Genomic DNA, 3,963 nt, shown 5'->3' with positions numbered 1-3,963 from the left:
CATATCGGGATCGCCGTTGATACCGCCCACGGTCTTATGGTGCCTGTGATCCGTGATGCGGACCGCAAGGGTCTTTGGCAAATCGCAAGCGAGATTACCGATCTGGCGACGCGCGCACAGGCCCGCAAGGTGGGCCCCGATGAAATGGGCGGCGCCTCCATGTCGATCAGCAATCTGGGCGGCATCGGCGGCACCGCCTTCACCCCCATCGTCAACCCGCCAGAGGTGGCAATCCTTGGCCTGACGCGCACCGAAATCACCCCCGTCTGGGATGGTGAGGCGTTTCAGCCGGTCCCGATGGTCCCACTTGATCTGAGCTATGATCACCGCGTGATCAACGGGGCAGAGGCGGCACGTTTTGTCACCTATCTTGCCGGATTGGTGGGAGATCCACGCCGGATAATGATCTAGAGGAATACTGACATGAGTAACCATGCTGACCTGATGGTCATCGGCGCTGGCCCCGGTGGCTATGCCTGCGCTTTTCGTGCTGCCGATCTGGGGCGCAAAGTGGTAATGGTCGATCCCCGCGCGACGTTGGGTGGCGTGTGCCTGAATGAAGGCTGCATCCCATCCAAGGCCCTGCTGCATGCGGCAGAGGTGATCCGCGAAGCGCATGAAATGACGGATGATTGGGGGATCGCCTTTTCAAAGCCCAAGATCGATCTGGACAAGCTGCGTTCAAAAAAAGACGGGGTTGTCGGCGCCCTCACGGGCGGGCTAACGGGACTTGCGAAACGCCGGAAAGTCCAGACCATCAAAGGCATGGCGACTTTCAAAGACAGAAAAACCATAGACATCGACGGCGCGGCATGGACCTTTGATCAGGCGGTTATTGCCGTGGGCTCTGCGGCTGTGCAATTGCCCGGCTGGCCAGAGGATGACCGCATCTGGGACAGCACCGCAGCGCTTGAACTGCGCGAAGTGCCCAAAGACCTTGTGATCGTCGGCGGTGGCATCATCGGGCTTGAGATGGCGACCGTCTATAGCGCTTTGGGTGCCAAAGTGACAGTTGTCGAACTTGCAGATCAGATCGCCCCCGGCGCGGACCGCGAGGCGGTGAAGATACTGCATGCCGCACTTGAGAAACAGGATATAACGATCCACACGGAAACCAAGGTGAGCGCCGTCAAAGCCGGCAAGACGGGCATAACGTTGACCTGCGAAGGTGCGTTTTCGGGTGAACTGTCCGGTGGTGCGGTCATTCAATCTGTCGGGCGGCGGTCAAACGGCCTCAAAGTCATGCCCGAAAACGCAGGCATCGAGATGGACGAACGTGGCATTATCCCGGTCGATACCGCGTGCCGGACCAATGTTGCGGGCGTGTTCGCGATTGGCGATGTGACGGGTAACCCGATGCTGGCCCACCGCGCCACCCATCAAGGACATGTCGCAGCCGAAGTTGCCAGCGGCCATGCCGCAGCACTTGATACCACCCTGATCCCGTCGGTCGCCTATACGAACCCTGAATTGGCTTGGGTCGGGCTGACACAGGCGCAGGCCAAAGCGGACGGCGTCAAACACAAAACGGCAAGTTTTCCGTGGGCGGCAAGCGGGCGCAACCTTGCATCAGGCGGAGGCGACGGCCTGACCAAGCTGGTCTATTGCCCTGAGACGCACCGACTGCTTGGGGCGACCCTCATCGGGTCCAATGCAGGTGAACTGCTTGCGGAATGCACCTTGGCGATCGAAATGGGGGCAACGCTGGAGGACATCGCCCTGTCTGTGCATGCGCACCCGACAGTATCCGAGACCGTCGGTTTTGCCGCTGAACGTGCATTGGGAACACTGACCGATCTTTGAAATCAGATAGTGGCAACCGTCCGACCTATTATACAGAGGTAGCTCCGCAAATTTGAATAACTGGGATAAGTGGATTTTCCGCGCAACAGCAGTAAGATGCTGCAAGCGAGGAGAAGACCATGACAAAACGACTGCGCCGGAATCACAGCCGGACATTCAACGCAAAAGTGGCCGTGGCTGCGATCAAAGGCGAGAAAAAGCTGATTGAGCTGGCCCAGGATTTAGAAGTTCACCCGAACCAGATCAAACAGTGGCGGGACCAGCTACTTGAGAGCGCAACGAGGGTGTTCGGCGAAGCTGCGATGGCCGCGCCAGAACCAATGATCGACGTGAAGACCCTGCACGCAAAGATCGGAGAGCTGACGCTGGGGAATGATTTTTTGTTCGGCGCGCTCGGCAAGGTGGGTCTGTTGCCGAGCGCAATAAATGATTGATCCTACCGCCAAGCGATCATGCTGGGGATCAGCCGGGGCAGTGTCTACTTCAAGTCCCACCCAGTGTCGGATGCTGATCTGAAGCTGATGCACCGGATCGACAAGCTGCATATGGAATGCCCGTTCGCGGGCAGCCGGATGCTGCGGGGACTGCTGGTTCAGGAAGGGTTCAAGGTCGAGCGCTTGCACATTGCCACGCTGATGAAACGCATGGGAATTGAGGCGCTCTAGCGCAAGCCGAACACCGCGAAACCGGCACCGGGACACAAGATTTACCCCTATCTGCTCCGGAAGCTGCCAATTACCCGCCCCAATCAGGTCTTGGCGATGGACATCACTTAATACCCCATGGCGCGCGGGGACATCTAACTTGCAGCCGTGCTGAACTGGTTCACACGGCGTGTCCTGGCATGGCGGGTGTCGATCACGCTGGAGGCTGATTTTTTTGCATAGAAGCTGTGGAGAAGGCCTCGGCGAAACATGGCACGCTCGAGATATTCAACACCGATCAGGGCAGCCGGAAGGGATGATCCCTGTTCATGCGGCTCGGGTCGGAAGTACAAGCTCTGCTGTGGCCGGAATTGAAAAAATAATGAATTCCGGTCACCGTGGATCGGCATGATGCGCTGTCTTCGAGGCTGGAAGCTGCGCGTCATAGGGGACTGGTGATTTGTTGACGTAGCGTTGACGTAAACGTGCAAGAGGCCGATGGTACTATGTTACCACCGACTTAAGCGTTTGATATTGTTTAGTAATTTGGTTGCGGGAGTAGGATTTGAACCTACGACCTTCAGGTTATGAGCCTATAAAGGCATGATTCCAATAGGTTAGGAAAAACAATCACTTAGCTGATAAGCCTTTGATACTACGGATTTTCACACCTGAAACTGGGTGACATTGGTCTGTGTCGACCGTGATAGGCATTCAAAAAATGACGTACGCTCGTTGACATGGCGTTGACATGGAATTGCTGCACTGGACGGAAATATCATCGTTTTCGGCCAAAAGCTGCCGTTCAACTATTAGCAGAGCGCTGCGGTGCAGCTTCATCAGAGCGGCCATTCGTTTACCTTGTAGCATTTACGTCGGTCCAAGGTCAGCAGCGCAGACGAAGCTGGCCTTCCTAATACTGTGCTGCAACAACAGCAGTATGACCAAAGTTGATGACTATAGTTTCGGCATGGAATACAGTACTGGAGCAGGGCCAAATTCGGAATAGAGCATTTGGAAACTGGTCGTAAACGATCCAGCAATAAGAAAGGTTTCACAATTGACGCGTCTTAATCATGAACGCTGGGTCTTAAGAGCCATGGATTCCAGTAAATCAGATAAAAAACGTCAATCGAATACTGGTTCAAGCCTGCATCCTGACCCACCTGATCCAGCCACGCCTCCCAATGCCCCTTATCTTCAGAAGATTGATTTCAGAGATCTAAGTGCAGCGCTAGATACTTATGCGCAAGTATTTGTCAGTAAGATTGAATTAGAGCGCCGAGCTGCCAAAGGGGAAAATATCTCTAAATCGCTAATACGGCGTGCAGCGAGGCACGACGCTTATCAGGAATCGCTCTGCACCCATTGCATAGAGCTGGGTTTGGCTATGCTAGAAGAAATTCGTGACACTGGAAACGCCCCCTGTGTCAGGGATGTTGTCCGCTGCTCTATTTTTCTCTAATTTTCAGGTGGGCGGATTAGGACAATGACATGGGATATTCACTGGAACGAA

4 protein-coding genes and 1 pseudogene are annotated in these 3,963 nt (G+C 55.1%); all 5 read left to right on the top strand.

All coding sequences use genetic code 11. The annotated features are described in order from the left end of the window. A partial coding sequence (locus C7964_RS19570; RefSeq protein WP_181417266.1) for a 2-oxo acid dehydrogenase subunit E2 occupies positions 1 to 411 on the top strand: 411 nt, incomplete at its 5' end. A 12-nt stretch (positions 412 to 423) separates the two neighbouring features. Then, positions 424 to 1,803 carry a dihydrolipoyl dehydrogenase gene (gene lpdA, locus C7964_RS19565; RefSeq protein WP_110281225.1) on the top strand — a complete coding sequence of 460 codons (1,380 nt, stop codon included), beginning with the start codon at positions 424 to 426 and terminating at the stop codon, positions 1,801 to 1,803. Positions 1,804 to 1,922: 119 nt separating this feature from the next. Further along, positions 1,923 to 2,758: pseudogene (locus tag C7964_RS20310) on the top strand (DDE-type integrase/transposase/recombinase); the annotation flags it as partial. Then, the gene (locus tag C7964_RS20380; RefSeq protein WP_110281222.1) at positions 2,718 to 2,822 is read left to right on the top strand and encodes an SEC-C metal-binding domain-containing protein; all 105 of its coding nucleotides are present in this window, start codon (positions 2,718 to 2,720) and stop codon (positions 2,820 to 2,822) included. The pseudogene C7964_RS20310 and the gene C7964_RS20380, both read left to right, overlap by 41 nt. A gap of 685 nt (positions 2,823 to 3,507) precedes the next feature. Beyond that, the gene (locus tag C7964_RS19835) at positions 3,508 to 3,912 is read left to right on the top strand and encodes a hypothetical protein (protein WP_146214905.1); all 405 of its coding nucleotides are present in this window, start codon (positions 3,508 to 3,510) and stop codon (positions 3,910 to 3,912) included. The last annotated feature ends 51 nt before the right edge of the window (positions 3,913 to 3,963 follow it).

This window comes from Loktanella sp. PT4BL, from assembly GCF_003201935.1.
In the GTDB taxonomy this organism is placed as follows: domain Bacteria; phylum Pseudomonadota; class Alphaproteobacteria; order Rhodobacterales; family Rhodobacteraceae; genus Yoonia.
The sequence above is the reverse complement of the archived record's forward strand: the minus strand, read 5'-3'. Positions and strand labels throughout refer to the sequence as shown.